We start from the raw sequence: 26,790 nt of genomic DNA, 5'->3' as shown, positions 1-26,790 counted from the left end.
TGATATTGATGGAAGAGTTCTTCTACCACATTGGATGGCGCACCCGGGGAGGGCGTGTAGGCAGCCACTCGACCAAAGCGAAAGGTGGTAATACTGACTTCAACGCGCATGTCCCACTGATGCAGCATTTTAATCCTAAGCGCTTAGATTTAAAGGCCTCTTTAAATACAGTCCCGAATCAACTCATGGTGCGAAGCTTTCATGAGCGTTATGCCATACAAGTGTTTGCTGTGGTGGATATGTCTGCATCCATGAAATTTGTCGGGCAACAAAACAAATGGCAATTATCAACCGACATTGTGCAAGCCATTGCATGGTCGGCGACGCGCAATGGTGATGCTTTTGGTTGCGTTGCTGCAGACGATACATTACGTATGGATATTTATGAGCCAAGCGCTTATCGCGTATCCGTAGTTGACGATATTGTGCACAAAATGCGTAGCACTCAACCCTTGCATCCTGCAGGCGCTAAAGCTTTGCCCCGTGTCACTGAACTGCTACCTGAAAGACGCTCATTGATTTTTTTAATCTCTGATTTTCATATGGACGATGCTTTACTAACAGAGTCTTTGCATGGATTAGCCATGCATGATGTGGTACCAGTAGTGCTTTGGGATACTGCTGAAATCAGCCAATTGCCAGATTGGGGATGGATGCGAGTGAACGATATGGAGGGGCGTGGTACTCGTCCTGTTTTCTTACGTCCTAGGTTGAAAAAGGCAATCGAAAATGCTTACCTAAATCGTCGAGAACACTTGGCACAACTGTTTAGAGCTTTTGGAACCAGGCCTCCTTTTTTTGTATTAAATCAATTTAATAGTGAAGCGATGACTCAGCATTTGTTGGAGGACTATTGATGCGATTGATATTTCAATTATTGTGCCTGTTGGTATGGGCGATCTCGTGTGCAGCACAAACTGCAACGGTAGAGGCATTACAGGCACAATTTACAGTGCATAGCCAAACGCGCGAACTTGGATATCACCTAGCAGACATTACCTTACAAACCGTGACTATTGAAGCGCCGAGTGGCTATGTGTTAGATGCTTCTTCACTGCCAAGCGTGGGGAATAAAACATATTATGATTTGGTGAAAGTAGATACTAAACAGCAAAAATTTGGCACACGTACACAATTTACCATTTATTTATATTGGCAAAATTTTAGATCGGTACAAGAAGTGCGCAGCTACAAACTGGGTGCATTGGCTTTACAGTTTGTAAAGGATAAGACATCCATCAAAGTGCCCGTAAAAGCAGCATCCATCATAGTGTCACCAGTGATTCCAACTGTGCTGGATGAAGCACATCTCAAACCGCGCGCAGATGCAAAGCCGCCAGCTAAAGCCTACACAGCGGATATTGTAGCGATGACTATCAGTGCCTTGGTGATGGTTTGGGCGCTGATATATCTTGCCTGGAAGAATGATTGGCTGGCCTTTGGTGCTAAACATGCCCAACCGTTTCGCTTAGCATTCCGTCAAATTGGTGCTTTACGCAAGGATCAAGGCCGTACAGCGCTATATGCAGCCGTAAAAGCTATTCGAAATGCATTCGATGCCACTATGCAGTCCAGCATGAGTACAGAGCAACTGTCTTCTCTGTTTATTAGATACCCACACTACGCCAAGTTGGAACATGAAATTCATCAGTTTTTTAATGCCACGGACGTATTCTTGTTTGCTAATCAACCGCTCAATATCTCTGTAAAAGAGTTGAAAAGTTTTGCTAAACAACTCATGCAGTTGGAGCAAGGGTAATGATTGGTCTTTTCAATGAGTTTCAGATCACTGAAGTTTGGCCGCTGTATTTGTTGCCACTCGTGTTGTTGCCTTGGCTTGTTAAAACAGAAGGCGAGTTTCAATATCCCTCTATTTACATGATTCCCGAAGATCCATTTTCTGTATGGATAGAACGTATTTGGCGCATCAGTTGTGCGCTGTTAGTGGCGTGTTTATTAATTGCTATGTGTAAGCCTTATTTGGGTGAGCAAAAGATAGATCGTTATGGCAATGGTGCGCACATTATGGTGGTACTCGACAGAAGTGGAAGTATGAATGATGATTTTGCAGACCGTCCTGAGCGCGGCAGTGCCTCCAAAATGGCGGCTGCACGACGCGTATTAACTGAGTTTACAAAAAATAGTCGTCAAGACTTGATTGGCATGATTACGTTTAGTACATCACCCATGTTAGTTGCATCCCTGAGTCATGATCGTGAAGCAGTATTGTCGGGCTTAAGTGCAACAGAAGTGGGGGGGATGGGTTTTACAGCCGTAGACAAAGGACTGGCAATGGCGCTTGATTTTTTTGAAGGCCAGCCTGTTACCGGTTCTAGGGTGGTGCTATTGGTCTCGGATGGTGCCGCACATCTGGATGCCAAAACACAAGACTTCCTGCGCAATGCATTTGTACGTCAGAACGCATCACTCTATTGGATCTATTTACGCTCTAAAAATGGGTCGAGTTTACACGAAAAGCTAGAGGGAGATGACGATCAAGCTGCGCCGGAATATGCGCTAAACCAATATTTTCAAACACTGGGTGTGCCTTATCACGCTTATATGGCAGAAGACCCGGCTCAGGTAAAGCTGGCGATGCAAACTATCGCCAAATTAAAAAATAAGCCAGTTAAGTATCAGGAAGTGATTGCAAGAAAAGACATGGCACACCTGTTTTACGTAATTGCTTTACTTGCCACGGTTGTCATTTCAGGGCTGTATTTAACGGAGGTTCGCACATGGCGTATCGATTCAATTGGAAAATAGCCCTTGTGCTAGTGATAGCCTTATTGGTGTTTGTTCTTTCTGCCGTCCGTTGCTATCAGCACTATCAATACAATCAGGCCTTGAATGCACACGCGCTTAGTCAACAGCAAACAGAATCTTATAGATTGATGAATGCTTGGAAATTAGGGCAGAAATTAGCGTACGAGCAAAAAGCATTAGACCTATATACCCAAGTGCTGAGCGTGGCAGATTCAGACATCAAAAAATTAGCTTATTACAACAGCGCAAATATTCGGTTAAAAAAAGCCTTGCGACTGCTAGATGCGCAAGGCTATGGCGCATGGGATGAAGTGATGCCATTGCTTGCGTTGGCCAAAGATGGGTACCGAAATGCGCTAAGTATAGACCCCAACTGGCTTGAGGCTAAGTACAACATGGAGTTGGTGTTCAGACTTGCACCAGACATTAAATCGTCACAACGCAAAGGCCATCAAGACGAAGAAGAGCAAGAGGGGTTGCCGCAAAAAGGTTGGCCTTCTATCCCGGGCTTTCCGAGAGGGATGCCTTGAGTTTAAAAAAACTAAAGCCATATGTGCGTGATTATCGCGGTATCTGCTTGATGGCGATATTGCTCATGCTAGTGGTTACCATGTTTAAGCCAGCCATACGATTACCATCGCCGGTGCATCATTGGTTTGTGGTGGTGGATATTACCCAAAGTATGAATGTGAGTGATTATTGGGTAGATGGAAAATCAATGAGCCGCCTTGAGTTTTCCAAGCGTGCGATACGGCAAGCGTTAAGTCATTTTCCTTGCGGATCAAAAGTGGCATTAGGTGTATTTACAGAACGCTCCATTGTTACTGTATTAAAGCCTCTGGAAGTCTGTCAGCACTTTAATGCATTAGATGAAACAGTAGCGCAATTGGATTGGCGCATGGCTTGGGCTGCCGATTCATTTATAGCACACGGGCTGTTTGACGCAATCACTAAAGTGAAGAAAATTGATTCAAATCTTCGCTTGGCATTTATAACTGACGGTCATCAAGCACCGCCACTGAGCGTAGACAATACACCTAAGTTTGAAGGGAAAGCAGGACAAGTATTAGGAGCCATATTCGGTGTAGGGGGAGATAAGCCTGCGCCTATTCCTAAGTTGGATGAGAAAAATAATGTCACTGGATATTGGGATAAAGAAGAAGTGATGCGATTTGCAACATTTGGTGTGAACAGAAAGACACTCTCAGTATTAGAGATGGAGGAAGGCTATCACGGTCGTAACTCACCGCATGGTAATAACCCGGCAGAAGCAGAAAATGCGCATTTGTCTGCATTGAATAAAGCACATTTAACGCAGCTAGCGAATCAGACTGGCTTGGAATACATCACCCTAGACCAGTTGAGCACGATGTCATCACTCTTTAATTCGAGCCAATTTTCCAAATGGCAAATGACTCAGATCGACTTAAGGCCATGGTTGGCCACCATCTGTTTGCTAATGGCTATTCTCTATCTCATTCCAAAGTGGGTATACCAACGTATCAGTCGTTTAGTTTTATTAAGGAGAAAAAATGAAGTATCTAGTTAGTTTGTTATGTGTTGTCTCATCTACTGCGCTTGCACACGGGCCTACACCACAGAAAACAGATGAATCTGTATTGGTAAATTTGTCACCGGAGGTTGTTTGGAAAAAGCTCAGCGAACCTTGTGCGATTCAAGACTGGCATCCTTCGGTCACCACATGTGAAGCGCCTGAACAGAATAAGCGAGTGTTAACGCTCAAATCAGGTGGAAAAATCTATGAAGAGTTTGACGAGGTATTGGCTAGCGAAATGAAAATTTCTTATCGACTAGGAGCCAACAGTGATACCAAAGCCATGCCAGTGAGTTCGTTAAATGGACGCATTAGCATTAAAGCTGAGGGTTCAGGTACCCGTGTTTCCTGGATGGTACGCTACTATCGCGTTGATACGACTAATGAGCCACCTCCGGGTACGGATGATGAAACAGCACGTAATGCGGTGAATGCATATGTGAAGCAGGGCCTTGCAAATTTGGAGGCAAGCTCACCAAAAAAGTAAGTAAGGCTGACTCAAGAAAGGTCGCGAATACACTGCGCCGCTGGTGGGGAAATCTAGTAACCATATTTAAATAAATATGGTTGGCAGATACTCATTGAGGATTTGGAATCAAGCTGGCAATAGACGTTGCCAGCTTCTTTAGACATGAAAAGTTGTACTGTGAATAACATAACTGTAGAAGTCGATGCTATTACCCGCATCTATGAAGACCGCAAAGTGGTGAGTGAATTAAGCTTTACTCTAGAGCAGGGTAAAGCGCTGGGGTTATTGGGCGCCAATGGCGCCGGTAAGACCACAACCATGAGAATGATTGCAGGTCATCTAGCGCCTTCACATGGTGCTGTTCGTATTTGTGGTATTGATATTTTGCGTAAGCCAACTGAAGCAAAAGCGTTGATTGGCTATTTGCCAGAACAGCGTCCTTTGTACAAAGAGCTGACAGTCGATGAGTATCTTGAGATTGCGGCAAGTTTTCACAGGTTATCTTCACGTAAAGCGAAACAATCCATTGCTTTAGTGAAAGAGCGGTGTGGATTAACCGAAGTGGGGCGGCGTGTGATAGAGCAGTTGTCCAATGGTTTTCAGCAGCGTGTAGGCATAGCTCAAGCCATTATTCACTCACCTATGGTGGTTATTTTAGACGAACCGACGGTTGGTTTAGACCCAATTCAAATTAGGCAGATTAGAAGCTTAATGCGTGACATTGCCCAAGACGCCAGTTTGATTTTTTCTACGCACTTATTACCAGAAGTCGAAATGGTGTGTGACGATGTGCAGATTCTGGAGCAGGGGAAATCGCTTTATCAGTCGGATATTGAAACACTCAAGCAGCACATGCAAACACGCGCACTCGTTGTCGGGTTTAAACGCCCCGTCAATCTTCAAGCCATTACTGAGCTTCAACATGTGGTTGGTGTGGATTACAAAAATGAAAATACCTTGGTTGTTCAATATCAACATGCATCGCCAGCTGAGGAGATTGTTGGATTGGCAGTAAAAAATAATTGGGGATTGTTTCTGATCAGCGAGCAGCAAACTTCGCTAGAAGATGTTTTTTTAAAGCTTACAAAATCAGAGTGAAGGAATTGCTGACATGATCTTTGTCGTGATTAGAAAAGAAATAAAAGTATTGTTTGCCAGCTATATCGGTTGGGGTATGTTGGCGATATATGCAATTGTCATGGGAATTTTATATACCCAATCGCTTAGCGAATATATGCAAGTGATGATGGGAAATATCCCTATCGTTGAACAAATTGGACTCACGAAATACATAGGATCTAATTTGTTTGGTACATCCTCTTTCATTATGCTGATTTTTATTCCTTTGCTCTCCATGCGGCTATTTTCTGAAGAGCAAAAAAATCTAACCATGCCTTTTATGCTAAGTGCGCCTATCTCGCTTGCAGAAATTGTAGTGGGGAAATTTTTAAGCTTAATACTCTTTTTGGCGCTGATGTTAGCTTACTTAGTTGTGATTATCTGCATTTTAAATGCATGGACAGATATTGATTTCGGATATATTTTTGCCAACGTATTAGGTTTAAGTTTGCTGATTGCAAGCTTTTCTGCCATTAGCTTGTTTTTTTCAAGCTTAACGCGTCAACCCATTCTGGCAGCAGTACTCTCATTTCTTGTATTGATCATGCTCTTGTTTTTGGATCATATTTTTGCACAACAGCCCAACACTATTTGGTCTGATTTGTCGATGATGCAACACTATAAATCATTTGCTGTTGGCCTGTTAAATACGGCAGACATTGCATTCTATCTCTTAGTAGCGCTTTCTTTTGTGTTCTTAACCGTCCGTAAATTAGAGCATCAGAGGGTATATGGTTAAATTTGCAAATAGCGTTAAAGGAACTTCTATGCATCTACACCAACCATTCGAGCATTGGGTAATGCATACCAAATCATGTTTGATCGTAATGTTATGCTTGTGTTTGTTGATGGGCTATTTCTCTAAGCAGTATCTGTTTAGCGTGGATGTAACGCAAAACAACCGCAACAGCTTGTCACAGCCAAGTATTTCGGTCTTAAAGTCTATGCCAGATGCTATCCAAATGACTGTGTTTGCCTCTAAGGATGACATGACCCATGGTGATCAATTTCGTCAAAGTATGCAGGATTTTATTGCGCGCTATCAACGGACTAAGCCCAATATTTCATTGAATATATTCAGTACACACGAGAACCCAGCATTAGCGCGTTCCGAAAATATCACGATTGATGGCGAAATAGTAGTCAAGTACCAGCAACAATCAATGCATATTTTCCCACCAATCAATGAAGAGAGATTTACCAATCTGCTTTTGAAGTTATCGCATACTAAAAGCCGGCGTATTGCATTGCTTGATGTAGCTAATCAGTCCCAATCACAAGACAATAGTGATTATCTCGCATTAAAGCGGGCGTTAAATCAGCAAGGTTATGGCATCACTGAAAGATCGGATGACTTGAACGCCGCAAAACTGGGTGCGTTAATACTCAACACATCAGACTCACTAACCTCAAGTAAAGTGACGCAACTACAGCAGTTTATAGATCAAGGCGGAAATTTACTATGGATGGTAGATGATCATGTAAATGTGAGCCTGTCTGAGCTTGCCGATCGATTGGGGCTTAAAGTTTCAGAGGCAATCATCCAGCAAAATTCTTCACAAAAAATATCGCAGGTTAGCAAAGAAGTCTATGCTAACTATTATGCGCAACATCCAATTACACAGCAATTTTCAATGAAAACGATATTCAGTTGGCCACACGAAATCAATGGCCAACCTCCAGTAGAACAAGGCTGGAAGGTGACTCCGCTAGTATTGGTTGTCACAACGAGTGATGCAGAAGGTCAAAAAACGAGCACTGTAGAGCCTACGCTTGTTCCGCATCATGTGGTCTTAACATATGAACGGAAGTTAAACGCAAAGGTCCAGCGCATTGTCGTTGTAGGTGACTCACATTTTCTGACAAGTCAGTCTTTGAGTAAGGGTGGTAACCAGCAATTTGTGAGTAACATACTGCAATGGCTAACTTTTGATGCTACCAAAGTGACAATTAAGCCTACACGATTAAAAGATGTGAATATGATTGTGCCTGAGCATTCAGTAGCGCCTAAACTGATTGGCTATACGATTCAATATATTATTCCCGGGCTACTGTCTTTTTTAACTTTTTATGTGTTATATAGGCGCAGAAAGCGTTAATCTTGTGTGCAAACACTCAAGTGCTAACACCCGTTTCAATTGAAGGGTCTCAGTGTTTATTTGACTGTGTTTGAATAGAACTGTAATTGCAGTTTCATTCGTTATTAGGCTATTTTCCAATAGGGCGCTATTGAGGTCGGGAATTTTTCCCAAGAACAATGCTGCAAGAACCTATACTATGTCTGCGTTAATTTGAGTACCTATCCATGAGTCTGCAGTTAAAACTTAATTTAATGATTACTGGATTGCTATTGTCATTATTAGCACTTAGTTTTTATTCAATTACCCATAATGCTCGAGAAGATGTACGTGCTGAAATTGAGTCAACCTCGAATCTAGTTTTACATTTGCTAGATGCAGAAATCATTCATTATAGTTCTGATTTTGGGTGGCTGAGCCCAGGAGCCGAAGGCCAAACATCGATTTTTAGACTCAAAAATCTAGGCAATATCCGTCATCTTAGAATAGATTTTTATGATGCGAGTGGTCGATTACGTGAAACAAATAAAAACGCCTATGATAAAACTGACATCAATCAGCCGCCGCAATGGTTTGTTAAGGCAATGGATTTGTCCACACTGAGCGTCTCGCAAACACGAAAGAATATTGTTTTAAATGGCCGATTTTTAGGTGAGTTAGTCGTTACGCCTGACCCTAGCTTTGAAATGGCTGAGGTTTGGGATGATACGGTTGGGCTGTTAACCTTAGTAGCTATTTTTTTCGTGTTGATGAACCTATTTGCCTACATTGCTGTGAAGTACACTTTTAAACCAGTCAAACAAATTATTTCGGCGCTGACGCAACTTGAAACTGGTAATTTTCAAAGTAGATTGCCTGAGTTTAAGCAAGTTGAGCTAAAGGAAATTGGCTCTAAATTTAACTTGATGGCAGATACTTTGCAACAAAGCACAGTGAATAATCATCGCCTGACCCAGCAAATAATTAATTTGCAAGAAGACGAAAGAAAACGATTGGCACAAGATATTCATGATGAAATAGGGCAGTATTTAACAGCTATCCATGTTGATGCGAGCGCGATATTTGCAGCTAAAACATTAGTGACTGCTAAAGAAAGCGCCAAAGCTATCGGTGCTGTGACTAGACAGATGATGAATACCATTCATGATCTATTGCAAAGGTTACGGCCCAGAGTTCTAGATGAATTAGGATTGAGTTTGGCATTGGCTGAGTTGGCGCATCATTGGCGCGAGCGTAATAGTAATACGCTATTAATCCACAACATTGCTAACATTACGGGTTGTGTTGAGGAAACCACAGCTGTAACTGCATATAGAGTCATGCAGGAATGTTTGACCAATGTTAGTAAGCATGCCAATGCCAGAAAATTAAACATAGAAATAAAGCATGATGAAAAGCATGTGTTTATGGAGTTTGAAGATGATGGCAATGGTTTTGATTTTAATCAGCACACAAAGGGTTATGGTCTTGCTGGAATGATGGAGCGGGTGCAAGGATTACGAGGCACTATGCATATAGATAGTGTAGTAGGAAGAGGTACCAAAATTGGCGTTATCTTACCTAAGAAGTCATTTAATTCAGATGATAAGGGGCTGTAATGAGACATCTTAAGATTTTGTTAGTAGATGATCATGCTGTGGTGCGGTCTGGGTTAAGGCGACTTTTAGAAAACAGCAATGGCATTGAGGTTGTAGCAGAGGCAGCTACAGGAGAGATTGCTTATCAGTTATATGGTGAAGTGAACCCTGATATTGTTGTCATGGATATTTCTATGCCAGGCATGGGGGGCATAGAGTCAGCGAAAAGGATATTGCAGCGATATAGTCATGCAAAAATTATTATTTTTTCAATGCATGAGGCTGTTTCGTTTGCATCACAAGCACTTAAAACAGGGGTTAAAGGGTTTGTAACAAAAACCGGCATGGCAGAAGACTTATTACAAGCCGTCATTGATGTTTCAAGAGGAAAAACTTTTCTTAGTGCAGGCGTTGCAAAAAAAATTGCTATGCAAACGCTTACAGGTGATACAGACCCCATTCATCAACTGACTTCTCGTGAGTTTGAAGTGTTTCGCTTGTTGGTGGAGGGTAAGCGTGTAGAAGAGGTGGCCGACATGCTGAAGCTTAGCCAGAAAACAGTTGCAAACTACTACACACTTATTAAACAAAAGCTCGGAGTGTCTAGCCCCATAGAAATGGTGCGACTGGCAATGAAACATGGGCTGATTGTTGATAGTTAAGATTGCTAGAAATATGAAGAAAATAAAAAGCCACGCGATATAAGGTGCGTGGCTTTTTCTATTGCCAATCTAGCTTTAGATTGAAATAGCCGTTAGTTTGGAGATAACGAGACCTTAGTTTAGCGTTATTGATTTAGGGATGTAACGGGAGTCTTTCATCTTATCCATGGAAAATTATCCTTACGTGGAATAGCGCTTATAAATTAATTGTTGAACTACTTATATAAAGTTTAGGGAAGAAATCCTAATGTTTTTAGTGAGTTTTGACGTATGAAATTCGGGATATAAGTTTAGTATCCCTGTATACAGACGCAGGGATAAGTGATTGTAAAAATTTACCTATTAAAATTGATGCGCCATTGAATAATTGATTGCCGATATTAAAAAGACATATGAATAAAACATTACAGACTGCTGCCCTTTTATCCGTTGTATTAAGTACTTATGCATTTAAAATATATGCTGCTCCATTAGCTTACGTGCCCAATGAAAAAGATGGCAAAGTTTCAGTGATTGATACTGCTTCAGATAAAGTGATATATCAATTGCCCGCCAAAGGGAAGTTTGGTAAGAAAATTCAGGCAGTTGCTATTCAGCCAGATGGCAAAAAACTATATGTCGTGGTCCGCGATAAAAATGCCGTCGCTGTGGTGAACTTAGAAACGCATAAGCAGGAAGCGTTAGTGAAGGTAGGGGATGAGCCTGAGGGGATTAGTATTTCTCCGGATGGTAAAACATTAGCCGCCTGTCTAGAGGAAGAAAATGCGGTTTCATTTGTGGACTTAGCAACCGTTAAATTATCGCATACCGCAAAAACACAAGGCCGCAACCCAGAACATTGTGAATACTCTCCTCAAGGTAATTGGTTGTTAGCGAGCAATGAGGAAAGCGGTGATGTGGATGTGATTGATACCTCAACATATCAATCTGTACATTTGATTAAAGCGACCAAGCACCCTAGAGGAATTGGCTTCTCGCCAAACGGAAAGCTGGTTTATATTGCCAATGAAGCCGCTAACTTAGTCGAAGTAGTCTCTGTCGGCGACTGGACAATTCTGCATCGCATCCCCGTTGGTTTACGCTCAAACGGTATAAAGGTGTCGCATGATGGTAGTCGTGTATATGTGAGTAATGGTGGTGATCATAATATTAGCGTGATTGACGCCACTAACAATACTGTGATTACAACAATTGCTGTAGGGAAGCGCCCGTGGAATATGGCGCTAACCCCTGACGGTAAAAAGCTATACGTGGCTAATGGACGTAGTAATAGCATATCAGTGATTGATACATCAACGAATCAAATAGTCGGTGAAATCCCAGTAGGCAATTTGCCATGGGGTGTTGTCATTAGGTAAGCATTTAATAAGACTGTATCAACACCTGATTACCCAATCTACTTCTGTATTTGCTGGCGGTTTAAAAATAGACGCCCGTGTTTTAACATAGAGTAGAACAGCTGGGTTCACTAGACCATTGCATTCAAGATTCAGAAGTCCGTTTGGATAGCTGTCAAAAAGACATTCAAGAACGTGTTCAACAATGAGGTATGTTTTATTGAGGTATGTTTTATTTCTGCAGTTATATTCTTTTTTGTTATAAAAGTATAATTTAATATTATTTTATAATATATTTGCTTGGTGATACATTTCCGTTTTGTTTTTAGTTGATAAAAAAATGCACGGAATTCAATTTGATAAGGCGATTAGCTCGGAATCTGACTGGACAAAAAAGTCGATTATCCAATTCCCGAATCCACAGCAAATTAGCCTTTCCATACGTGCTAGCGCGCTCATATTTGCTGATGAAAAATCACAGCAGCTATTATCTCTGATTGAAAAAGTGGCGCCTAGCAATGCTACTGCGCTGATAAAAGGAGAAACGGGCACTGGTAAAGAGTTGGTGGCAAGGCATTTGCATAACCTTAGCCCGCGCAGAGAAGGACCGTTTGCGGCGATTAATTGCGGCGCTTTTTCAGAAACTTTGGTTGAGAGTGAGTTGTTCGGATATGAGCGAGGTGCCTTTACCGGTGCAGTGGGCTCTAAAAAAGGATGGTTTGAAACGGCGAATGGCGGTACTTTGTTTTTGGATGAAATCGGTGATTTACCATTGTCTACACAAGTGAAATTGCTAAGAGTGTTGCAAGAGCGTGAAGTCATTCCTATTGGGTCACGGAAGCCAATTCCGATTGATGTTAGATTGATCGCAGCCACCAATGTCAATCTCACCGAGGCGGTGAATGCAGGCCGTTTTAGGGAAGACTTGTATTACCGTATTAAAGTAGTGCCGATTGAGATTCCACCTTTAAGAGAGCGCAGGGGCGATATATTGCCTTTGGTTGAACACTTTCTTGAGGTCTATCGCAATCGCTTGCATACGGTTAAGCCGGAGCTCACTTCAGATACATTAAAGCATCTCATTGAGTATCCATGGCCAGGCAATATTCGTGAGCTTGAAAATGTGATTCATCGGGCGCTACTGGTCTGCGATGGGAAAACATTAAAGCCGTTTGATCTCAATCTGCCTTCTATACAGCAGACGCATATGTCAGATGGTGAACATGCGCTATCTTCAGATCAGCGATTAGAAAAATCAATCAATGATTTAATTCGACAAGAGCCCGATCAGCTTTATGATTTATTTATTCAAAAAGTAGTGTTGCAAACGTATGAGTATTGCAAAAGCAATCAAGTTGGACTTCACCCGTTTCAATAGACATATCATAATGTCGAAACAGGAATGGAGAGTTAAAAATGAAGGGCATCAGATATACGGCCGAATTCAAGGCTGAAGCTATCAAACAAATCACAGAACGCGGCCACAATACTGCAGAGGTTGCAGAGCGTTTAGGGATATCCACTAAAAGTATTTACAAGTGGATTAAAGAAGCTGAGCTACAATAGCAACCCGTAGTGAATAAAGATGTGATGGCTTTAAAACAAGAAGTCATTCGATTGAATGCAGCATTAAAACGCGCCACAGAAGAACGTGACATTCTAAAAAAGGCCGCCGTGTACTTTGCCAGTCACCAAGAGTGAAGTACACTTTTATCGATCAACACTGTACTGAGTTTAAGGTGGCGAGCATGTGCCGAGTGTTAAAGGTGCATCGCAGTGGATACTATGCTTGGAAAGTTAAGCCACACTCAAATCGAGCAATAGAGGACAGTAAGCTGCTGCTTGAGATTAAACAATCTTACGATGACAGTTACGGTATCTATGGCAGCCCACGTATTCATCGAGACTTACGTGAAGCTGGCTTTCACTGTGGTGTAAAGCGTGTTGCACGTTTGATGCACCAAGCCAAGCTCAAATCCATATGTGGTTACAGACGCCCACGATATAAGTCAGGCAAACCGTCAATCGCAGCGCCTAATCGTCTACAACAGCAGTTCACTGTCAATCAGCCAGATGTCGCTTGGGTAACGGATATTACCTATGTTGGCACTTATGAAGGTTGGTTATATGTGGCCGTTGTGATTGATTTGTACTCCCGCAGTGTAGTTGGCTGGTCGATGAAACCCACGATGGCCACTGAGATTGTATTGGATGCATTGCTGATGGCAGTCTGGCGGCGCAAACCTAAGCAAGCTGTCATTATTCATTCAGACCAAGGCAGTCAATTTGGTAGTGATGACTTTGCAAGATGGTGTAAAGATAACCATTTAGTCCCCAGCATGAGTCGACGTGGAAACTGCTATGACAATGCAGTCGCTGAGTCTTTCTTCAGTAATTTGAAGAAAGAACGTATCAAACGAAAAATCTATTCAACAAGAGAGGAAGCTAAATCAGAGATATTTGAATACATCGAAGTGTTTTACAATCGTAAGCGTCGGCACAGTCATCTTAATCAACTAAGTCCGATGGCGTTCGAAAAGCTACAAAGTGGAAGTCAATAAACGTCTAGTAAAACGGGTGAAGTCCAAGTGCAAACTGCTAGAGTACTTGGCATTAGTCGCAACGTATTACGCGCATTGCTCAAGCAGTTTGGTACCATTCAATAATCCATAATTCAAACATCATCTGCAATTGCTCTAACCCGCTTTAATAAAATTAAATGCGGGTTTTTTTGTATCTATCGCTTTTAAAGACTTGGCGCTAGCAAAGCGCATTCAGAGGTTTTTCTCATGATTTCCAGCTGTTGATATTGAAGCAGCAGATTCAGTAAGTTGTATCTGAGGCAACAACACTTCCCAGCACTAAATCAATCGCCGCAATTAAAAACGATTCTAGTGATTTTGTTTACTGTCACTGGATTTATATTCAGCCTCACTGGTGTGATATTAAGTTGGCGTAGATTACGTCAATAAATTGCGAAAAAACAGCGACATACATTCTAATTGATTGCCGCTGTTGATATTGTTTGAATTTTCAAATCATGATGTCGATTTTGATTGTGAAAACGAGCTAAACGTTACCGCGCTGATGACTAAGATAGCGCCTAGCACCTGTGCGTTATTGGGTGGTATACGTTCAATCGTAGCGATGACCATGGAGGTAACAGGCACTAGGTTCATAAAAATCGCTGCTTTTGATGGCCCTAATTTGGCGATGCTCGCATTCCAGAAAAGATAAGCCAAGACACCGCCGCCCACTGCCATCATAGCGAGTGAGGCGCCCGTAGCTAGTGTCGGTACTACAAAGCGATCACCTTGCAATATTGCGGCGATGCTCAATGCGATTGCACCTACAGTCATGATGCCTGCCGTATTGGCTATGCCACTGACATTCTTTGGCATTACTTGACGAACGAGCACGTTATACAGCGCCCAACTTACATTAGCTATGCAGATGTAAAGGTCGCCAATAGAGAGTGTTAAGTGTGCGCCGGCACCCAATACAACAATCGCTACGCCAGCCACGCCAATGGGGAATGCAATCATCTGTTGTTTAGAGGGTTTATCCTCCAGGATGAGATACGCCAAAATAGCTGTTAATAGCGGATTTAATGCCATGATGAGTGCGCCATTGATAGCAGAGGTGGTTTCCATCCCTAAAAAGAAAAACAAATTAAATCCAAAAACACCCACTACGCCTAAAGTCAGATAAGCCTTCAAATGTCGTAGTGGAATGTTCTCTTTTCTGATCAGCGCAATTAGCACCATAATGGCTGCAGCAAGAATATAGCGGCTAGCCCCAGCAATATAGGGGCCCATCTCCGCCACCACTGGTTTAGCTAAATTAAAGTTAGCACCCCAAAATATTGCAGCCATAGTAGCCATCAGGTAAGTATTGATATTGCCCATCATTGATTGTCCATTGTTATATTTAATTTGCTTAAGCCTCTAAACCTTCAACGATTAAAACACGATATTCAGCGCCTTTAAGTCGATGTTTAAGTGCTTCCTGGTACTTGGCACTGTGGTACCAATTTTGCGCATCTTTGATTGTTGGAAACTCATGAATCAAACAACCTTCGGCCGGAGAACCTTCTAGAGTCTCCATCGCGCCATATCTAGCCAAAGGAGTGACCTGATGCCCCTCCCGCGCTAATTTGGCTAGTTGGGCATACAGCACCATTTCGTCTTGGTCCAGTGTGCGCTCCCGTATCATCACCACATAAGCACTCATCATCAAGTCCTTTTACTTAGAAACTGCAGAAGTTGTTTCGCTGCCTCGGCAGAAGAAGCAGGGTTCTGGCCCGTAATAAGGTTTCCGTCTTGCACCACATACGATGCCCAATCTGAAGCGCTGGAATATTGCCCACCCTTGCTGATCAATTCGTCTTCTACCAAAAATGGCACAATCTCTAATAACCCAACCGCAGCTTCTTCCGAGTTTTTGAAACCCGTGACTTTCTTACCTTTTACAAGTGGCGTACCGTCAGCATTCTTAATATGTCTTAACACGCCAGGCGCATGGCACACCAATGCTACAGGTTTATGGCTTGCCAATACACTTGATATTAACTGTATGGAACTCTTATCTTCAGCCAAATCCCATAATGGGCCATGGCCACCTGGATAAAATACTGCATCGTAATCCGCTTGATTGATCGTGTCTAAACGGATTGTGTTGGCTAAGGCAGCATTTGCTGCCGCATCAGCTTCAAAGCGATGGGTCGCTTCGGTTTGAAAATCAGGCTCATTGCTCTTTGGGTCTAGCGGGGGTTGCCCACCAAGAGGGGAGGTAAGCACTAATTCTGCACCTGCATCCTTAAAAACATAGTAGGGGGCAGCAAGCTCTTCTAGCCAGAATCCAGTTTTTCTTCCGGTGCTGCCTAGTTGATCATGAGAAGTGAGTACGATTAGAATTTTCATATGCGTTTACCTTTTAAATGTTGGGATAATAAAATACGCTCAGTTCCCAACAATTAGACCGGTCGTATATAATGCAATTAAAAAAATAGCTGGTTTAAATAAAGTATAAAAAACTGAGTTAAATAAAAAATTATGAATATTAAAAAGTAATGTCAATTACACCAGCAACAGACTTCTTGTGGTGGCCATTGCGTTGTGAATAGGTGCCATATCTCGTGTAATTTTGGTCATTAAACTGGCGCCCAACCACATTTGATAAAGTGTCTGCGCTAAGCTGCTGGGCTCAACCTTAGTCTTTAATGATCCATCTGCAATCCCACTCTCAATAGCCTCTGCTAATCGATTAATAATGCCTGCGGTCCCAGATTTAAGTGCTAAGCGCATGGCTTCAGATAAGTCCGCAACTTCAGCAGCCAACTTAACAGCCAAACACTTACCTTGGCAATCAAAGCTGGCTTGCGATTCCTGCCAATGGTTCCAGTAATTTAAAATGCGCTGGCCATTAGTCTGATTCTCAACGTTGAGTATTGCATCCATATTGGCGTGATACTCTTCAAAATAGCTTTGGAGCATGGCTTCACCAAAGGCATCTTTAGATTTAAAGTAATAATAGAAGGAGCCTTTAGGAACGTCAGCTGCTGCCAGAATCTCATTCAAACCAACAGCAGAATAACCTTTTCTGCTGATAATTTTCTGAGCGGTTTCCAGTATGTGGCTACGTACATCAATATTGTCATTTACTGTATTCATGCCGCAATAATATCAACTAGTAGACCAGTTGTCTAGTAATTTATATTCAATAATTCAACCATTAAAAATACAAAAGATATCAACAAAGATATCTACAGGGTAGAAATTCAATTATTAATTCCATTACACTCATATTTTTAGTGCATGTATTTCAGTGCATCAACTCAGCAGCTTCGCTAGGATTAAACTTTAAGGGATGTCATTGAAAGCCACCGACGCGCCAGCAAGACCTAGGGACTTTAGACAAAAGCTGTTAGCCATGATGGGGCTTTGCTTCGTCCTCATGATGGTGGCGCTAGATCAAACGGTCATAGGCACCGCATTGCCCACTGTCATCGCAGAGCTCAATGGGTTTGAGCTCTATGCATGGGTTGGTACTTCGTATCTACTTACCTCAGTCATTGCGGTGCCCATCTTTGGTAAATTAGGCGATGAATATGGCCGTAAGCCATTTGTTGTCATTGCCATCGTGTTATTTACACTGGCATCCATGCTTTGTGGCATGGCGCAAAGCATGCTTCAACTAGTATTTGCTCGGGCCCTGCAAGGGATTGGCGGTGGTATGTTAGTCGCTACCTCTTTTGCAAGCATTCCAGACATATTTCCAGACACCCATGAACGTTTACGTTGGCAAGTGCTATTCAGCACCGCATTTGGGTTAGCTAACGCTGTTGGCCCATCGATTGGCGGCTATCTCACGGAGTATTGGGGTTGGCGCTGGGTATTCTTTGTGAATCTACCTGTCGGTATATTAAGCCTTGCGTTTATTTGGTACTTTTTACCAAAAATCCGTTATTCAAATCAGCCGCCATCACGCATGGATTGGCTAGGGGCTTTTTTAATTGCGCTAACACTTGGTAGCTTACAACTGATGGTTGAATGGTTGTTACAAGATAAATATTCTGTGCTGCTAATCCCATTAGGCGTACTTGGCATTATTGCTGGCTTCACTTTATTTTGGTGGGAACGCCGTTGTGAGAACCCGATTCTGCCATTAGGCATGTTCAAGAATAATATTCTGGGTCCGGTCTTTGCACTGTCATCCATGATGGGGTTTTGTTTATTTGCCATCATGTACTACGCGCCGCTCATGTTTCAAGGTGGCTTCGGGCTTTCCCCTAATCAAGCCGGTATTTTGGTTACGCCTTTGGCCGTTTTTATTACGGTGGGCAGTATCGTGAATGGAAGAATCATGTCACGCATAGACTCCCCCAACGTAGTGTTATATGTTGGGTTGGCTGCATTTTTAATATCAGCATTAGCCATGACACAAGTCACTATTCTAACAGCGCATATCATGATTTTTAGCGCAATGGCATTGGGCGGGTTAGGCATCGGATTATTGCTCCCAAACTTAACGCTTATCGTGCAAGCAAGTGCAGCTAGAACACAGCTTGGCATTGCTACTGCCATGCTACAGTCAATGCGGATGGTTGGAAGTATGATGGGTGCAGCGGTGATTGGCTCAATTATTTCAAGTCAATATACCTCGAAAATACACACTTTATTAACCTTGAAAAGCGCTCCGGAACTAGCGCCTAGCCTAGACAACCCACAGATATTATTTAGTCATGAAAAATCAGCGCAGTTTTTACAATTATTTCATTTAAGCCAGAGCGAAGGATTGCATTTGCTGACCAGTGCTAGGGAGGCGCTGGTCACTGCCGTGCATGACAGCCAATGGTTTATTACTGGCCTTGTGTTGGTAGCGTTTTGGCTAGCGTATCGCATTCCCAAAGTGAATATTCATAGTCGCTAAAACTGCTGGTAGCTTCAATACGTCACAAATTTGTCATTTTCACCGTTTATGCTTAACACTCTACGTTGGTGAGCATAATAATGAGCCTAAGTAACGATGAAATAGTCCGCCGTATTCACAATGATTTGATTGATAGCTACGATGAAGAGCTGGAGTTAGAGCTCGGTGATCGCGATCTTGAAATTCTAGAGAGCGGTTCTTTAGACCAAACAGCAGAGCAAAAAAGTTACCGTCAAAAGTATTTCCGTGAGTTATTCAGGCTCCAAGGCGAATTAGTTAAGCTGCAGGATTGGGTGGCCGCAACTGGTCATAAAGTAGTCATTCTGTTTGAAGGTCGCGATGCCGCGGGTAAAGGTGGCGTCATCAAACGCATCACCCAACGATTAAATCCACGTATCTGTCGAGTCGCCGCACTTCCAGCACCCAATGAACGTGAGCGTACCCAATGGTATTTCCAGCGTTACGTTTCGCACCTCCCGGCCGCAGGCGAAATTGTATTGTTTGATCGCAGCTGGTACAACCGTGCCGGTGTCGAGCGCGTGATGGGCTTTTGCGACGATACGCAGTACGAAGAGTTTTTTCGATCTGTCCCCGATTTTGAACGCATGTTGGTACGTTCTGGAATCCAGCTGATTAAGTATTGGTTTTCAATCTCAGATGAAGAACAGCACTTACGCTTTTTAGGGCGCGCGCACGACCCATTGAAGCAATGGAAGTTGAGTCCTATGGATTTAGAATCGCGCCGTCGTTGGGAGCAATACACCAAAGCCAAGGAAACCATGCTGGAACGCACGCATATCGAAGAAGCACCTTGGCGCATTGTGGAAGCAGTGGACAAGAAGAAAGCTAGATTAAACTGTATCCACCACTTGCTCAATCAGATGCCGTATGAGGAAATCAAGCGGCCCGTCATTGAACTGCCACAACGCGAACATCACGAAGATTATGTGCGGATGCCCGTACCTAAAGAGCTCTTTGTCCCTGAAGTATATTAATACCAGCCTATGTCATCAAACTGACATCAAATTAGCGAAGAATAGTCACAATCAATTATGTCGGGATCCAATATGAACACGCTTAGCTACAGCCCACCCATCAAACCAAATTTTGATCATAAACCAGGGTTAATGACAGCGATTATATTCGTTGCTTTGTTAATTGGCGGTTTGGCATTTACAGCAATCAGCCTGATGAATGATGTGACGAATACAGGCGTTAAAACCACCACCATACTGCCTTATATATTGTTAGGGGTTGCGCTGTTAATCGCACTGGGGTTTGAGTTCGTCAATGGCTTTCACGATACTGCAAACGCAGTAGCCACCGTGATTTACACGCATTCTCTCCCGCCCAATTTTGCCGTGGTATGGTCAGGATTTTTCAATTTTCTGGGCGTACTCTTTTCCAGTGGGGTAGTTGCATTCGGCATTATTTCCTTATTACCCGTTGAGCTCATTCTGCAAGTGGGTTCTGGTGCCGGCTTTGCCATGGTGTTTGCGTTGCTAATTGCGGCAATCCTATGGAATTTAGGCACATGGTTGCTAGGTTTGCCGGCATCCTCATCCCATACATTGATTGGCTCTATTATTGGTGTAGGAGTGGCGAATGCCTTGATGCATGGGCGCACAGGTACCAGTGGTGTGGATTGGGCGCAAGCCACTAAAGTCGGCTATTCTTTGTTGCTATCTCCAATGATTGGATTTGTGTTTGCAGCGCTGCTATTGCTGGCATTAAAAGCATTTGTTAAAAATAAAGAGTTATATGCAGAGCCCAAAGGTAACAAACCTCCACCTGTATGGATTCGTGGATTACTCATACTCACCTGTACTGGCGTGTCATTTGCGCATGGTTCCAATGATGGCCAAAAAGGCATGGGGTTAATCATGCTGATATTGGTGGGTACTGTGCCCATGGCATATGCCTTGAATAGAGCAATGCCTGTAGACCAGATGACGCAGTTCGTTGCTGTGGCGCAAGTGACACAACAATCATTGGTGAAAATTGCGCCTGCAGCTGCACCGGCAGAGCCACGACAAGTCATTTCGGACTATATCCGCACTAAAGAATACAACGCCAATGTATTACCTGCGCTGGCCGCACTTACCGGACAAATCGGTAGTCAGGTAAAAGAGTACGGTACATTTGACCGCGTACCAAGTGAAAGCGTAGGCAACGTGCGTAACGATATGTACTTAACTTCAGAGGCTATCCGCCTGATTGATAAAGATAAAGCGGTTAGTTTTGATGAAGATACCAAGAAGAATGTCACTGCATTCAAAAAAGAGATAGATGCTTCTACAAAATTTATCCCGCTATGGGTCAAAGTTGCAGTGGCCATCGCGCTTGGTTTGGGCACCATGGTTGGCTGGAAGCGTATTGTTGTCACTGTGGGCGAAAAAATTGGTAAGACACATTTGACCTATGCACAAGGTGCATCGGCTGAGCTCGTCGCCATGAGTATGATTGGTGCTGCAGACATGTATGGCCTGCCAGTGTCCACCACCCATGTATTGTCTTCTGGCGTGGCCGGTACCATGGCAGCCAATAAATCTGGCCTGCAGTGGTCAACAATCAAGAGCTTATTGACGGCTTGGGTATTGACACTGCCAATGGCCATGTTGCTATCTGGCTCACTGTATTGGTTATTTACCTACTTGTTTTAATTTGCCAGGTGCTTTAAGCAGCCCATGTTTGCATTGCAACATGGGCATTTTTACATTGCTTAGAGGGTGAGGGTGACTTATGCAACGACTGTCTAAGCCACCTAAGCCCCAAAGCATTATATAAAACTATTTTTAATTAAATCATATGGTTATTAACTTTTATTAATCTTATAGATTAATAAAAAAGACGCCATAACATCCCCAAAAATCCACACGCTAAAATCACTGCAATCACATTGGCTTTATATCTAAAGATGACAAACGCAGCCATTGCCGTCAATGCGACTGAGAACCAATCCAGTGTTGCGGAATTATCTGGCGACCAAAATACATGGTAAGCAAAAAATAGTGCCAGGTTCAAGATTACGCCAACTACAGCGGCGGTAATGGCGCTTAGTGGGGCGGTAAACTTAAGGTTGCCGTGCGTCGTTTCAATAAATGGCCCGCCTAGCAAAATAAAAATGAAGCTTGGCAGAAACGTGAAAAAGGTGACCACGGTAGCTGCTATCAATGCAGAGGAAAGCAGGGCATCTGCACCAAATACCTGGCTTACCCAGCCACCGACAAAGCCGACAAATGTGACGACCATAATCAGCGGGCCGGGAGTGGTTTCTCCTAACGCCAATGCATCTATCATTTGCGTTGGGCTCAGCCATTGGTAGTGTTCTACAGCGCCCTGATACACATATGGGAGTACCGCGTACGCGCCACCGAAGGTAAGTAGTGCTACTTTGGTAAAGAACCAGCCCATTTGTGTAAAGGCACCTTGCCAGCCATAGTTGCTAATCAATAGCAGCATTGCACTCAACCAAATGCCAAGCCCAATCAGCGTTATTTTCCATACTTTACGCCAAGTAAAAAAAGCGTGTGACGGTGTAGGTGTGTCATCATCAATCAGCGCCGGGCCGTATGTGTGTTGAGTGGCACCATGTCCGCCACCAATTTTAAAGTGCGTGGGATATAGGTGCCCACCCAAGTAACCAATCAAGCCAGCAGCCAACACAATGAGCGGGAAGGGGAGCTTTAATGCAAAAATGGCCAGAAAAGCCAATGTAGCAATGGTCCACATGGTTGTATTTTTAAGCGTGCGCACGCCGATTCTGTATGCGGCAAATAATACAATGGCTACCACTGCCGGTTTAATGCCGTACAAGGCGCCAGCTACTGCAGGTACTGCACCATAGGCCATATAAACCCAAGCCAGTATCACCAGAATAAAAAAAGAGGGGAGAAAAAACAGTGTGCCAGCAATGATGCCACCCCATGTGCGGTGCATTAACCAGCCAATATAAGTAGCGAGCTGTTGTGCTTCAGGGCCGGGCAGCACCATGCAATAATTAAGCGCATGCAGAAAGCGTTTTTCGGAAATCCAACGTTTGTTCTCTACTAGGTCATGATGCATGATGGCAATTTGACCTGCCGGACCACCAAAGCTAATAAATCCTAACTTGAGCCAATAAAGCATGGCTTGTGTGATGGAGATAGATCTAGGGGCTTGGGTGTTTATATGTGTATTGTGGTTTACGTCCATGGGCAATCCTCCGTAAGTATTATCTCACATGATGCGTGCAGGCCTTGGGCGTAAGTGGTCCATCCATCATAGGCTTCATCTGCGTTTGGTATAAAAATATAATCGAATATTATTTAATTTAATATCGATAGAGTGATACATTCCAAGTTCGCCCAATTGCCAGCTTGAGATGTACATGCAGCATATCTTCCATTTTTATACTGAATAAATAACCATATTTACTGCCGCTATGACCATTGAACTCGTACTGATTTTTTTACTGACTGGTGCCATTGTAGGCGTACTATCCGGATTGCTAGGCATTGGCGGGGGGCTGGTTTTAGTACCATTTTTTACTGCAGTACTAGGCGTATTACATTTTCCGCCTGACCTTATTTTTCACTATGCGCTCGGTACTTCCATGGCCTGTATTGTCATTACTTCATTTTTCAGTTTGCGATCACATCAACGCAAACAAGGCGTGTTATGGCCTTATGTAAAGTCTATGGCCATAGGCGTGGTGCTCGGCGCATTTTGTACCACATTTGTTGTGGCCAAACTCAATAGTGCTGTGCTGTCGTTGATTTTCTCTGTGTTTTTGGTGTTTGTCGCGTGGCAAATGCTTAAGGCTGCACCGCAGTCCTCAGTCGAGCATGTGAGAATTCATCCGTTGGAGTTGGCTAGTGTTGCGTTTGCTATTGGCGCGATTTCTTCGGTGGTGTCGATTGGTGGCGGCTCTTTGACTGTGCCTTATCTTGCTTACCGTAATGTCGATATTAAAAAAGCGATAGGCACGTCGGCTGCATTAGGCTTTCCGCTCTCTATAGCCGGTACGGCAGGGTATATTCTCAATGGGCCAATAGCTACTTGGCACAGCAGCATACCTATTACAGTAGGTTATGTTTATTTGCCTGCGGTCTTGTGCATTTCTGTTGTGAGTGTATTTACGGTAGGTTACGGCGCAAGTCTTGCGCACAAACTGCCAGTGGCTACTATCAGACGCATATTTGCGTGCCTGCTAGTGTTGATTAGTATAAAGCTGTTGGTCAACCACCTATAGATTACGGTTAGCTTCTAAAAACTGCACAATTGCGTTCAGTAACTCACTGTTGCCTCGTAATGGTTTAGCAAGCTTAGCCACCATATCAATATGTCCGTAATGCGGAAACTCAACGACTTCTACTTGTCCATGCTGTGCACGGATGGCTTGTGCCAAATTAAAGGTGTTGCGCGGCCACACTGTCCCATCTTTTAAGCCTACTGCTAGCAATAGTGGTGGGTTGTCGCCTCGCACATAGTGAATTGGTTGGGAAGTCCATTGTGTCTTATCCGGACCAAAAATCTCTTTTAATCGGGTAGATTTTAACGGTAGAAAATCATACGGACCTGCCAGCCCTACATAAGCACTAAAGGCATTCGGGCTGAGTGAAACTTGTGCTAAGTAATCGGGATTTAGTGCCAACATCACAAGTAAGTGTGCGCCTGCTGAGTGTCCAACCATCATGATCTGATTGGCATCACCACCATATTCGGCGATATGCGTTTTTACCCATTTGCCCGCGCTCGCCGGATCTTGCATGAGTTCTGGAAATTTGACATCCGGGTATACGCGGTAATTAGGGATGACCACCATATAGCCTTTGGAAGTAAATGCTTCAGCCGCGAATAAGTAGTCTTCTTTTTCGCCAGAATCCCAACTGCCCCCATAAAAAAACACAATCACTGGTATAGGGTTGTTTGCGGTAATCGGCATTTTTGGAAGATAAATATCCATTTTTTGCCGCGGAAGTGCGCCATATGCAATGTCAGCTTTGATGGTGTAACCCTGTGATGGTATGAGGCTGTTCAGCACCTTAATGGGCGAGCAAGCTGTGTTTGCCAACATCAATAATGCAATGCAGGATGAGATTAGGTTTGGAATATTAATCACGCGTATGGTGGTGTAAATAAGTAGAAATGTTATTAGTGCGCTTGCGTAAGTATTGATTGCCTATTTAGGCGGCAGTTCATGTTCTGCTTTCACTTATGATGCCATCTGTTATATTAGCGCACTATTGATTAGTGTGATATTATATTTTGTGTCAAGACTAATATGTGTGAACGTGTCTTCATACTAGTTTCCCTCCTCAAGGGGTGGCCCCATACGAAAGTGTGGGGTTTTTTTTACCCAAGAAGTTTACCTTGTGATGCTTGTTCTGTTGGCATTTTGCGGGCGAGTGTATCTCACACGTTATTCACAAGCCAAGCAAAGCCAAGAAATTAGTAGTGGTTGGCGCTCATCAGGTCTTTGATGACATTGAGCATGGCAGAAAAAATCATCACGTATTCTAATAGCGTGATCAAAAACAGCTGTTGCTGAGGAATGTCTGTTAACCATTGTGCGCAGAGCATGAGCGCGTTCGCAATAATCCCAATCAAGATGATTAGGCCCACAATGCGGTTTCTTAAGCTAAAGATATAAAATTGCGCAACAAACAATATACCAACCACGCTTTCAATAGTTAACGTGTGTTGCATGTTGATATTCGTCAGCAGCAAAGCAATGTAGAGGCTCACAAGTGCAATTGCACCCATGGGTTGGGTAGGCATGCCTACGCCATGGTGTTTAAGTGTGATGGCAAGCCATGCGTGGTGTAATAGTGCGCTCAATAGTCTCATGTTGGCCTCAATTCTGCTCACAATAGAGATGCGTCTTGCAAATGCTTCTCTTGTATGACTGTTAACGGCAGCTTGAGACGAAAATGAAGTGCGTCAAACGCAGGTTATCGGGTGTGACAAGTAAAGCTTAGCAATCCGTGGTGATTAATAAATATCATCAAGAGAGACAGTGTCTTCATCTGCAGAATAGTGTTTGTTACCACTGCTCATGCCACGATAGCTTTCTTGATAATCATCAAATTCATCGCCTGCAAAATCTTCTAGCATTTGATCAATCACTTTAATTTTGTCTACTTTTTTTACATTTTCGGTTGGCATGTTGTTTTCCCTTCAACTTGCTGTTAGTAATTAAGCAATTTTCATCACTTAGTTATACAAAAGCATATTGCGTGCCAAGCTTGTTATGGGCTTAAATTGTTGAGAAACGATGCATAAATAGCGAAATAGATAAAACTGAGAGGTAAAAAAGCCGCTTATCATTGATTTGAACCAGCCTGTATTCGTGCTAAGGCATCAATGTTTGGTTAATATGACTGACAAATTTTAGACATATGCGTATAGAAACTAACATTTTTCGCACCAGTTCTTGCAGAACGGGCATAAAAAAACAGGCAGTAAAGTAAGCTGCCTGTTTTTGTCTTGCAATCAAACCTCATCGAAAAGTGCGAGGTTAGAAGAAATATCGTTACATTTTCTTAGTGGCTGGTTTTGTTGCTGGGGTGGCTGCGTTAGCATTTTTGATATTTTTATTGACTGCTGCGTTGTTAGTGCTAGGCGCGCTAGGTGTAGCTGTTGCAGCTTTATTGCTGTCGGAATGCATGTGTGGGGCCACATTCACGGCTTGTTCTGTGGTACAGCCACCCATGACGGTGTTGCATGTAGCCAATGCTTGCCCTGAAAAAATGGCAAGGGCTGTAAAAATAATACTCAAGTTCAATCTAAGTCTCCATGTTATTTGAGGTTAT

The 26,790-nt window shown here is 43.1% G+C and carries 26 protein-coding genes and 1 pseudogene; 18 read left to right on the top strand and 9 right to left on the bottom strand.

The annotated features are described in order from the left end of the window. Positions 1 to 8 precede the first annotated feature (8 nt). From A3Q3_RS0102935 to A3Q3_RS0102865, 14 genes and pseudogenes are all read left to right on the top strand, one after another. Positions 9 to 857 carry a DUF58 domain-containing protein gene (locus A3Q3_RS0102935; RefSeq protein WP_020182078.1) on the top strand — a complete coding sequence of 283 codons (849 nt, stop codon included), beginning with the start codon at positions 9 to 11 and terminating at the stop codon, positions 855 to 857. After that, complete coding sequence (locus A3Q3_RS0102930) at positions 857 to 1,759, top strand: hypothetical protein (protein WP_020182077.1); 903 nt, start codon at positions 857 to 859, stop codon at positions 1,757 to 1,759. The genes A3Q3_RS0102935 and A3Q3_RS0102930 overlap by 1 nt, the downstream gene beginning before the upstream one ends. Further along, entirely contained in the window at positions 1,759 to 2,766 is a 1,008-nt protein-coding gene (locus A3Q3_RS0102925) for a VWA domain-containing protein (RefSeq protein WP_020182076.1), read from the top strand. Before A3Q3_RS0102930 ends, A3Q3_RS0102925 begins: the two co-directional genes overlap by 1 nt. A 5-nt stretch (positions 2,767 to 2,771) precedes the next feature. Further along, entirely contained in the window at positions 2,772 to 3,296 is a 525-nt protein-coding gene (locus A3Q3_RS0102920; RefSeq protein WP_020182075.1) for a hypothetical protein, read from the top strand. Further along, the gene (locus tag A3Q3_RS0102915; protein ID WP_020182074.1) at positions 3,293 to 4,315 is read left to right on the top strand and encodes a vWA domain-containing protein; all 1,023 of its coding nucleotides are present in this window, start codon (positions 3,293 to 3,295) and stop codon (positions 4,313 to 4,315) included. The genes A3Q3_RS0102920 and A3Q3_RS0102915 overlap by 4 nt, the downstream gene beginning before the upstream one ends. Next, complete coding sequence (locus A3Q3_RS0102910; RefSeq protein ID WP_020182073.1) at positions 4,299 to 4,808, top strand: SRPBCC family protein; 510 nt, start codon at positions 4,299 to 4,301, stop codon at positions 4,806 to 4,808. The genes A3Q3_RS0102915 and A3Q3_RS0102910 overlap by 17 nt, the downstream gene beginning before the upstream one ends. 159 nt (positions 4,809 to 4,967) lie before the next feature. Then, entirely contained in the window at positions 4,968 to 5,888 is a 921-nt protein-coding gene (locus A3Q3_RS0102905) for an ATP-binding cassette domain-containing protein (RefSeq protein ID WP_025224405.1), read from the top strand. 13 nt (positions 5,889 to 5,901) lie between these two features. Next, on the top strand, positions 5,902 to 6,648 hold the full coding sequence (locus tag A3Q3_RS0102900) for an ABC transporter permease (RefSeq protein ID WP_020182071.1): 747 nt from the start codon (positions 5,902 to 5,904) through the stop codon (positions 6,646 to 6,648). A gap of 142 nt (positions 6,649 to 6,790) precedes the next feature. Next, positions 6,791 to 8,008 (top strand): DUF4350 domain-containing protein, encoded by a 1,218-nt coding sequence (locus A3Q3_RS0102895; protein WP_198288903.1) that lies wholly within the window; start codon positions 6,791 to 6,793, stop codon positions 8,006 to 8,008. Positions 8,009 to 8,214: 206 nt separating this feature from the next. Continuing rightward, positions 8,215 to 9,585 carry a histidine kinase gene (locus tag A3Q3_RS0102890; RefSeq protein ID WP_020182069.1) on the top strand — a complete coding sequence of 457 codons (1,371 nt, stop codon included), beginning with the start codon at positions 8,215 to 8,217 and terminating at the stop codon, positions 9,583 to 9,585. Continuing rightward, on the top strand, positions 9,585 to 10,226 hold the full coding sequence (locus A3Q3_RS0102885) for a response regulator transcription factor (protein WP_020182068.1): 642 nt from the start codon (positions 9,585 to 9,587) through the stop codon (positions 10,224 to 10,226). Before A3Q3_RS0102890 ends, A3Q3_RS0102885 begins: the two co-directional genes overlap by 1 nt. Positions 10,227 to 10,618: 392 nt before the next feature. Continuing rightward, entirely contained in the window at positions 10,619 to 11,584 is a 966-nt protein-coding gene (locus tag A3Q3_RS0102880) for a beta-propeller fold lactonase family protein (RefSeq protein WP_020182067.1), read from the top strand. A 319-nt stretch (positions 11,585 to 11,903) separates the two neighbouring features. Continuing rightward, positions 11,904 to 12,941 (top strand): sigma-54-dependent Fis family transcriptional regulator, encoded by a 1,038-nt coding sequence (locus tag A3Q3_RS0102875; protein ID WP_033425015.1) that lies wholly within the window; start codon positions 11,904 to 11,906, stop codon positions 12,939 to 12,941. A gap of 38 nt (positions 12,942 to 12,979) precedes the next feature. Continuing rightward, positions 12,980 to 14,124 (top strand): annotated as a pseudogene (locus tag A3Q3_RS0102865) (IS3 family transposase). Positions 14,125 to 14,601: 477 nt separating this feature from the next. On the opposite strand, the gene A3Q3_RS0102860 reads toward A3Q3_RS0102865, so the two are convergent. From A3Q3_RS0102860 to A3Q3_RS0102845, 4 genes are all read right to left on the bottom strand, one after another. Next, positions 14,602 to 15,471, bottom strand: coding sequence for a DMT family transporter (locus A3Q3_RS0102860; protein WP_026361721.1), 870 nt, complete (start codon positions 15,469 to 15,471; stop codon positions 14,602 to 14,604). A 31-nt stretch (positions 15,472 to 15,502) separates the two neighbouring features. Continuing rightward, on the bottom strand, positions 15,503 to 15,799 hold the full coding sequence (locus tag A3Q3_RS0102855) for a DUF1330 domain-containing protein (RefSeq protein ID WP_020182061.1): 297 nt from the start codon (positions 15,797 to 15,799) through the stop codon (positions 15,503 to 15,505). After that, entirely contained in the window at positions 15,799 to 16,485 is a 687-nt protein-coding gene (locus A3Q3_RS0102850) for a type 1 glutamine amidotransferase domain-containing protein (RefSeq protein ID WP_020182060.1), read from the bottom strand. The genes A3Q3_RS0102855 and A3Q3_RS0102850 overlap by 1 nt, the downstream gene beginning before the upstream one ends. Before the next feature lie 156 nt (positions 16,486 to 16,641). Beyond that, a complete protein-coding gene (locus A3Q3_RS0102845) occupies positions 16,642 to 17,235 on the bottom strand; it encodes a TetR/AcrR family transcriptional regulator (protein ID WP_020182059.1) in 594 nt (197 codons plus the stop codon). A gap of 196 nt (positions 17,236 to 17,431) precedes the next feature. Here A3Q3_RS0102845 and A3Q3_RS0102840 point away from each other — a divergent pair, with 196 nt between their 5' ends. The 3 genes from A3Q3_RS0102840 to A3Q3_RS0102830 all read left to right on the top strand — a co-directional run bounded on the left by A3Q3_RS0102840 (position 17,432) and on the right by A3Q3_RS0102830 (position 21,657). Then, positions 17,432 to 18,994, top strand: coding sequence for an MFS transporter (locus A3Q3_RS0102840; RefSeq protein ID WP_020182058.1), 1,563 nt, complete (start codon positions 17,432 to 17,434; stop codon positions 18,992 to 18,994). A gap of 80 nt (positions 18,995 to 19,074) precedes the next feature. Further along, a complete protein-coding gene (ppk2, locus tag A3Q3_RS0102835) occupies positions 19,075 to 19,989 on the top strand; it encodes a polyphosphate kinase 2 (RefSeq protein WP_020182057.1) in 915 nt (304 codons plus the stop codon). 72 nt (positions 19,990 to 20,061) lie between these two features. After that, complete coding sequence (locus A3Q3_RS0102830; RefSeq protein WP_020182056.1) at positions 20,062 to 21,657, top strand: inorganic phosphate transporter; 1,596 nt, start codon at positions 20,062 to 20,064, stop codon at positions 21,655 to 21,657. A 175-nt stretch (positions 21,658 to 21,832) separates the two neighbouring features. Here A3Q3_RS0102830 and chrA read toward each other — a convergent pair whose 3' ends face one another. Then, positions 21,833 to 23,188, bottom strand: a complete 1,356-nt coding sequence (chrA, locus tag A3Q3_RS0102825) for a chromate efflux transporter (RefSeq protein WP_020182055.1) — start codon at positions 23,186 to 23,188, stop codon at positions 21,833 to 21,835. A gap of 229 nt (positions 23,189 to 23,417) precedes the next feature. Here chrA and A3Q3_RS0102820 point away from each other — a divergent pair, with 229 nt between their 5' ends. Then, positions 23,418 to 24,227 (top strand): sulfite exporter TauE/SafE family protein, encoded by an 810-nt coding sequence (locus A3Q3_RS0102820; RefSeq protein ID WP_020182054.1) that lies wholly within the window; start codon positions 23,418 to 23,420, stop codon positions 24,225 to 24,227. Here A3Q3_RS0102820 and A3Q3_RS0102815 read toward each other — a convergent pair. The 4 genes from A3Q3_RS0102815 to A3Q3_RS0102800 form a co-directional block, all read right to left on the bottom strand. Beyond that, entirely contained in the window at positions 24,222 to 25,052 is an 831-nt protein-coding gene (locus A3Q3_RS0102815; protein WP_020182053.1) for an alpha/beta hydrolase, read from the bottom strand. The two genes, A3Q3_RS0102820 and A3Q3_RS0102815, sit on opposite strands and share 6 nt — an antisense overlap. Positions 25,053 to 25,426: 374 nt before the next feature. After that, positions 25,427 to 25,825, bottom strand: a complete 399-nt coding sequence (locus A3Q3_RS0102810) for a hypothetical protein (RefSeq protein ID WP_020182052.1) — start codon at positions 25,823 to 25,825, stop codon at positions 25,427 to 25,429. A gap of 144 nt (positions 25,826 to 25,969) precedes the next feature. Then, on the bottom strand, positions 25,970 to 26,143 hold the full coding sequence (locus A3Q3_RS14445; RefSeq protein WP_020182051.1) for a hypothetical protein: 174 nt from the start codon (positions 26,141 to 26,143) through the stop codon (positions 25,970 to 25,972). Positions 26,144 to 26,510: 367 nt separating this feature from the next. After that, complete coding sequence (locus A3Q3_RS0102800; protein ID WP_157355016.1) at positions 26,511 to 26,756, bottom strand: hypothetical protein; 246 nt, start codon at positions 26,754 to 26,756, stop codon at positions 26,511 to 26,513. Between the last annotated feature and the right edge of the window lie 34 nt (positions 26,757 to 26,790).

The sequence above is a fragment of the Methylotenera sp. 1P/1 genome (assembly GCF_000384355.1).
GTDB lineage: Bacteria > Pseudomonadota > Gammaproteobacteria > Burkholderiales > Methylophilaceae > Methylophilus.
This window is presented reverse-complemented; position numbering and strand designations above follow the sequence as displayed.

Bases quoted from the DNA above. Each gene is read 5' to 3' on its own strand.
- A3Q3_RS0102850 (WP_020182060.1), bottom strand. From the start codon at position 16,485: ATGAAAATTCTAATCGTACTCACTTCTCATGATCAACTAGGCAGCACC.
- A3Q3_RS0102845 (WP_020182059.1), bottom strand. From the start codon at position 17,235: ATGAATACAGTAAATGACAATATTGATGTACGTAGCCACATACTGGAA.
- A3Q3_RS0102935 (WP_020182078.1), top strand. From the start codon at position 9: ATGGAAGAGTTCTTCTACCACATTGGATGGCGCACCCGGGGAGGGCGT.
- A3Q3_RS0102885 (WP_020182068.1), top strand. From the start codon at position 9,585: ATGAGACATCTTAAGATTTTGTTAGTAGATGATCATGCTGTGGTGCGG.
- ppk2 (WP_020182057.1), top strand. From the start codon at position 19,075: ATGAGCCTAAGTAACGATGAAATAGTCCGCCGTATTCACAATGATTTG.
- A3Q3_RS14445 (WP_020182051.1), bottom strand. From the start codon at position 26,143: ATGCCAACCGAAAATGTAAAAAAAGTAGACAAAATTAAAGTGATTGAT.
- A3Q3_RS0102875 (WP_033425015.1), top strand. From the start codon at position 11,904: ATGCACGGAATTCAATTTGATAAGGCGATTAGCTCGGAATCTGACTGG.
- A3Q3_RS0102900 (WP_020182071.1), top strand. From the start codon at position 5,902: ATGATCTTTGTCGTGATTAGAAAAGAAATAAAAGTATTGTTTGCCAGC.
- A3Q3_RS0102925 (WP_020182076.1), top strand. From the start codon at position 1,759: ATGATTGGTCTTTTCAATGAGTTTCAGATCACTGAAGTTTGGCCGCTG.
- A3Q3_RS0102810 (WP_020182052.1), bottom strand. From the start codon at position 25,825: ATGAGACTATTGAGCGCACTATTACACCACGCATGGCTTGCCATCACA.
- chrA (WP_020182055.1), bottom strand. From the start codon at position 23,188: ATGGACGTAAACCACAATACACATATAAACACCCAAGCCCCTAGATCT.
- A3Q3_RS0102855 (WP_020182061.1), bottom strand. From the start codon at position 15,799: ATGATGAGTGCTTATGTGGTGATGATACGGGAGCGCACACTGGACCAA.
- A3Q3_RS0102830 (WP_020182056.1), top strand. From the start codon at position 20,062: ATGAACACGCTTAGCTACAGCCCACCCATCAAACCAAATTTTGATCAT.
- A3Q3_RS0102815 (WP_020182053.1), bottom strand. From the start codon at position 25,052: ATGTTGGCAAACACAGCTTGCTCGCCCATTAAGGTGCTGAACAGCCTC.
- A3Q3_RS0102820 (WP_020182054.1), top strand. From the start codon at position 23,418: ATGACCATTGAACTCGTACTGATTTTTTTACTGACTGGTGCCATTGTA.
- A3Q3_RS0102930 (WP_020182077.1), top strand. From the start codon at position 857: ATGCGATTGATATTTCAATTATTGTGCCTGTTGGTATGGGCGATCTCG.
- A3Q3_RS0102860 (WP_026361721.1), bottom strand. From the start codon at position 15,471: ATGGGCAATATCAATACTTACCTGATGGCTACTATGGCTGCAATATTT.
- A3Q3_RS0102840 (WP_020182058.1), top strand. From the start codon at position 17,432: ATGTCATTGAAAGCCACCGACGCGCCAGCAAGACCTAGGGACTTTAGA.
- A3Q3_RS0102890 (WP_020182069.1), top strand. From the start codon at position 8,215: ATGAGTCTGCAGTTAAAACTTAATTTAATGATTACTGGATTGCTATTG.
- A3Q3_RS0102880 (WP_020182067.1), top strand. From the start codon at position 10,619: ATGAATAAAACATTACAGACTGCTGCCCTTTTATCCGTTGTATTAAGT.
- A3Q3_RS0102910 (WP_020182073.1), top strand. From the start codon at position 4,299: ATGAAGTATCTAGTTAGTTTGTTATGTGTTGTCTCATCTACTGCGCTT.